Annotated in this window: 6 protein-coding genes; 4 read left to right on the plus strand and 2 right to left on the minus strand. The window is 43.9% G+C overall.

Annotated elements, in window-relative coordinates; genetic code table 11:
• On the minus strand, nt 1–512 hold a 512-nt coding region (locus tag ACP45E_RS21480), incomplete at its 3' end, for a tRNA-uridine aminocarboxypropyltransferase (RefSeq protein ID WP_083251632.1).
• A 3-nt stretch (nt 513–515) separates the two neighbouring features.
• On the opposite strand from ACP45E_RS21480, the gene rrtA reads away from it, so the two are divergent.
• Nucleotides 516–1,067, plus strand: a complete 552-nt coding sequence (rrtA, locus tag ACP45E_RS21485; protein WP_017036952.1) for a rhombosortase — start codon at nt 516–518, stop codon at nt 1,065–1,067.
• Nucleotides 1,068–1,192: 125 nt separating this feature from the next.
• On the opposite strand, the gene sohB is transcribed toward rrtA, so the two are convergent.
• Complete coding sequence (sohB, locus tag ACP45E_RS21490) at nt 1,193–2,254, minus strand: protease SohB (RefSeq protein WP_026026467.1); 1,062 nt, start codon at nt 2,252–2,254, stop codon at nt 1,193–1,195.
• A gap of 109 nt (nt 2,255–2,363) precedes the next feature.
• Between sohB and ACP45E_RS21495 the strand changes: the two genes are divergently transcribed.
• The 3 genes from ACP45E_RS21495 to ACP45E_RS21505 form a co-directional block, all read left to right on the plus strand.
• Nucleotides 2,364–3,104 carry a YciK family oxidoreductase gene (locus tag ACP45E_RS21495; protein WP_017036954.1) on the plus strand — a complete coding sequence of 247 codons (741 nt, stop codon included), beginning with the start codon at nt 2,364–2,366 and terminating at the stop codon, nt 3,102–3,104.
• Between the two features lie 195 nt (nt 3,105–3,299).
• Nucleotides 3,300–3,977, plus strand: a complete 678-nt coding sequence (imuA, locus tag ACP45E_RS21500; RefSeq protein ID WP_017036955.1) for a translesion DNA synthesis-associated protein ImuA — start codon at nt 3,300–3,302, stop codon at nt 3,975–3,977.
• Between the two features lie 3 nt (nt 3,978–3,980).
• Nucleotides 3,981–5,260: Y-family DNA polymerase (locus tag ACP45E_RS21505; RefSeq protein ID WP_069585522.1), on the plus strand; the 1,280-nt coding region annotated here is incomplete at its 3' end.

A 5,260-nucleotide genomic window follows, 5' to 3' on the forward strand; every position in this document is an offset into this window, starting at 1 on the left:
CCAGCCTCCACTGTAGACAGGCTATTGTCACTCGGCGCTTTTCTGATACGGTAATTCCCTTTCAGCCCTTTAGGTAAATGCAGCATCGGAAGAGCGTGTAAGTTAGCGGACAATTGCCACATTTTATACGCTTTCTTCCATGTGCCATCCAGCAAAATGACTCGAAGTTTTGTTGGATTACCATCACTCCTTTCTTCCTCTCGGTCTTGTCCGGCATCATCGGTGAGTAATGTTGACACACAGCGTGATTGATCACAGGGGTACATAATGTAATGGGCGTAATCGGCATCATTCAATAACGCATTGAGTTGACGATCTTGGCTAAAGTCTTCACCAATAAAACTGTGACTGTTCCCCAAGGATAGCGTCAAAATTTTCGCCGTTCCCATCGGTCTTTGTACTTCGCTAGAATGTTGTAGGATGATCAATTCCACATTCGATGGTAGTCTTTTGATCCAACGACAAATACAAGCTTTGTGTGATTTTCCACATTCTAAACAATATCGGTACATATCTTGCGCGTTTACCTTCTTTTATCTGTCATCAGCATTATCTGCTTAGGATTACAATTTGAGCCATTAAGCTCTTACGTCGAGTGGAATGCTGCTGCCATTCATTCTGGACAATGGTGGCGGATCCTAACAGGAAATTTCACTCACACCAACTTTGCTCATTGGGCCATGAATCTTATTGGATTATGGTTTATTGGCTTCATTTTTAAACCTAACCTTCTAACCCTACTCCTCCCTCTATTGCTAACCAGTATGGCCGTTGGCATTGGCAACCTATTTACCGACATGCAGATCTATGTAGGACTATCCGGATCGTTACACGGGCTGTTTGGCTACTACGCTCTGCGCGAAAGCTTACACGGGCGTAAGAGCAGTGGGTTATTAGTGTTCGGATTAATGGCGAAGATAGTATGGGAGTTCAGTTTTGGGGCGTCTACAGTGACCAGTGATTTGATTGATGCTCGTGTTGCCATTGAATCGCACTTATTTGGTGCTGTCTCTGGGCTTTCACTCGCTTATTTCTCTCATTGGTACGGTAGAAAAAAAAACGCCTAACCGTCATTCACTGTTAAGTGTTCTGGCTAGGCGTTTAAGCTTGAATGGCTGTTTTTTATTACATGGTTTAAATAAGCCATCGGCTTTAATTAAACTATCGGCTTTAATTAAACTATCAGCTTTAGTTAAACAATCGGCTTTTGCCCGCGGCTGATCAGTTTCATTAATACATTGTCTGCGGCTTCACCTGCAACGCCAGCTAATTTGTCGGTTAACTTCTTTTTCTGCACATAGTGAATAGACAGAACGGTTTTATCTTTACACGCTTCCACGACAACATCATCAGACGTTCTGATCTCATCAACCAAGCCCAGCTCTTTCGCCTGTGTACCAAACCAGTGTTCGCCAGTGGCCACTTTCTCAAGATTGAGTTCTGGGCGACGTTCACGAATGAAGTCTTTAAATAAGCCATGTGTTTCTTCCAGCTCTTGCTTGAATTTATCACGGGCTTTATCGCTGTTTTCACCAAACATGGTCAATGTACGTTTGTATTCGCCTGCTGTTAACTGTTCAAATTCAATATCATGCTTTTTAAGCAGTTTATTGAAATTGGGTAGCTGAGCGATCACACCGATCGATCCAACAATGGCAAACGGTGCTGAGATAATTTTATCCGCGATACACGCCATCATATAACCGCCGCTCGCTGCGACTTTATCAACCGAAATACTCAGTGGTAAGCCAGCGGCTTTAATACGATCCAGTTGAGACGATGCCAAGCCATAGCCATGTACCATGCCACCACCAGACTCTAAACGTAATAAAACTTCATCGCCTTCTCGCGCCACCGCCAAAATAGCCGTCACTTCTTCGCGTAATGACGCCACTTCTTTTGCATCAATGCTGCCATTAAAATCCAACACAAATAAATGCGACTCTCGTTTTGCATCCAACTCACCATTTTTGACGGCTTGTTTTATCTCTTTCTCACGAGATTTTGTTTTTTCTTTGTCACTTTTCTTCTCGGCTTTATCACGGGCTTTAAGAAAAGCGTCATCATGTAAGTGATGCTCAAGTTGTTCAACACGTGCTTTGTGCTGTTCGGTCAAATTAGTAATCTCTAGCTCACCTTTATCACCGCTGCCTTTACCACCAACGGCTTTAGCTATCACTAAAATCGCAATAATCGCGACGACGACAGTCGCAATCTTGGCCAAAAATAGGCCATAGTCCAACAAAAATTCCAATGTCATTATCCTCAAATGTACGAATTAGTGTATTGTTCGTTCTACTCGGTTATTGTAACCGTCTTATCGCATAGAAAAAAATAAAATCACGACAATAAGGAAGCTTACGGTGGATTATTCAGTTTCTGCAAACGCCCTCAAAGACAAAGTTATCCTCGTTACAGGTGCTGGCGCAGGCATCGGCAAACAAGCAGCCATGAGTTTTGCCGAACATGGCGCGACGGTAATTCTGCTTGGCCGTACCGTTAAAAAACTTGAGCACACTTACGATGAAATCGTTGAAGCGGGTTATTCTCAGCCAGCCATTGTGCCTTTAGACATGAAAGGGGCAACAAAACAGAACTACATTGATATGGCCGACACGATTCGAACGCAATTTGGTCGTCTTGATGGTGTTTTGCATAACGCCAGTATTTTGGGGGTTATCAGCCCTTTCGCTCAAATTGGCGAAGATTCCTTTGATGATGTGATGCAAGTGAACGTCAAAGCTCAATTTTTGATGACTCAAGCGCTGTTGCCATTGCTGCTGGAATCTGAAGATGCACGCGTCACCTTTACCACCTCAACCGTTGGGCATTCTGGCCGCGCTTACTGGGGAACGTATGCGATGTCGAAGTTTGCTACCGAAGGCATGATGCAAGTCCTTGCGGATGAGTTAACCGATTCTCCCGTTCGTGTTAATGCGATCAACCCTGGCGGCACTCGTACAGGAATGCGTGCTAAAGCTTTCCCTGCAGAAGATGTTGAGTTACTCAAAACACCAAAAGATATTATCCCTCTGTACCTTTACTTAATGGCGCCAGAAGGAAAAGACATTCACGGTCAATGTATTGATGCCCAGCCCAAATAACATAACACCTGTGTTGCTCTAAAAAATAAAAATGCCTTGTTACGCTTAACAAGGCATTTTTATTTTCTGCTTATTTTTTCTGCTTAATGCATAGACGCTTACCCATTTTACAAGGGTCAAGTGCACTCTCATTCCAATCTTTTTATTGCTGCTTTTAATACATGATATATACTGTATATATATACAGGTGATTTTATGCGTGAATTGATAGAAAAACTCAAAAATAATCAGCTGATATGGCAAGGTACCCATACCCCCGTATCAGGTGAATACCTCTCTACGGGCTTCAATGTTCTCGATCAGAAGCTAGAAGGCGGCTACCCAAAACATGGCGTGGTTGAAATTCAATCGCTCAGTGGGATTGGAGAAGTACGCTTGATCCTACCTCACATAAAAAAAACAGAATCGAAACGATTATCTGTCTTTATTCAGCCTCCTGGTTATTTGTGTGCAGAGCAACTTGAAGCCGAAGGCATTGATAACAAAAACGTACTCATTATTTCACCCCACAATCACCAACAGGCGTTATGGGCGGCAGAACAATGCTTAAGAAGTGGCGCGTGTAGCCGAGTCTTTTTATGGAACACGGATCTTGAAGTTCATCAGGCAAGGCGGCTTCAAGTAGCCAGTGAAGAAGGCGACTGCTTGCAGTTTATTTTTCGCCCTCCACAAAAAGGGCGATTTTCGCTTCCCGTCAATTTAAGTATGACCCTGTTCCCTCATCGAAATGGGCTCGAAGTGACCATCACCAAGCGAAAGGGAGGCTGGCCTCAAGGACGTTTTATCCTATCGATGGATCACTTATGGCCAAGTTTAACCCTGGATCAGGCTTCCCCAGTCATTGTTCCTTTCCCGTTACGAAAACAAGGTTGAATCGTGCAGCTGTGGCTCTATTTACATTTCCCTCATTTGCAACTTGATGCGCTGTTTTCTGAGCAGTCGGAAGCGCCCTTAGTGATTGTCGATGAAAAGAAACATCAAATAGTGCAGCTCAATGATGCTGCGCTAAATCAGGGCCTCAATATTGGGATGGGATTAGGCAGCGCAGCCACCTTGTGTTCCCATTTGCAAGTGCACGCTTATGACGTTCAAACAGAACAGCAAACGTTAACTCACATTGCTCAATGGCTCTATTTGAAAACATCAGACATCACCCTTTTTCCACCTAAAGGGATACTGTTAAAGGTGTCCAATATGCTGTCTCTCTACCACGATTTAGACACCTACTGGCAAATAACCTGTCAGCACCTTGAACAGCTTAATTATCGCTATCAGTTCGCCACTGGTTTTTCCCCTTTCTCGGCAATGTTGCTGGCAAAATCGGCGAAAAACCGCCTGTATGAAGATAAAGAATCCATCATGGCACAGATCAATAACCTTCCTCTGTCCATCAGTGACCTCGATAGAAAACAAGTAGAACAACTTCGTCGTATTGGGATTGGTACATTTCAAGAGCTTCTCTCGCTGCCCATGCAAGAGCTTGCCAGACGCTTCAACATTGATCTGGTGAATTACGTGGGTCGCCTGTTGGGTCAGTTCAAACATCCGGTCACCTTTTATCACCCACCAGAAACCTTTGAGAGCCACTTAGAGCTGCTGTTTGATATTGATAACGTGCAATGGATTGAAAGACCGTTAATGAGGTTGCTCAAGCAATTAGAGCGCTTTTTAACATTACGAAGCCAGGTAGCTTATGAGTTGTGCTTAATCCTATATTTGAGAGATCACAAAGAACAGAAGATTTCTTTTACATCAGCAAGCGGAGACTACCTCTCAGATAGGTGGTCGGTGTTGTGCCATTTATCTTTAGAATCATTAGCCCTCAATGCCCCTACCCACAGTATGAGGCTGATCATTGTTCGATACGGCGATCGCCAAAACGCGACTCAAGATATTTTCTGTGGATTTAAGGGGCAGCAGACAGAGTTAGAGCTGATCTCTTTACTGCAAGCCAAGCTAGGTAACGACACTCTTTATAAAGTGCATAAAACCCATGACCCAAGACCAGAGAAATCCACCGCTTTCTACCACCCAAGTAATCCGCCTATAACAACGAAATCTATGCCAACTAAGTCTATGCCAATTAGGTCTCAATCAGCGTCTTCCCGATTTCGCCCGACGTTCATGTACTCCTCACCTCAACCGCTCACCGAGAA

The sequence above is a fragment of the Vibrio genomosp. F10 str. 9ZD137 genome, from assembly GCF_049974785.1.
Classification (GTDB): Bacteria; Pseudomonadota; Gammaproteobacteria; order Enterobacterales; family Vibrionaceae; genus Vibrio.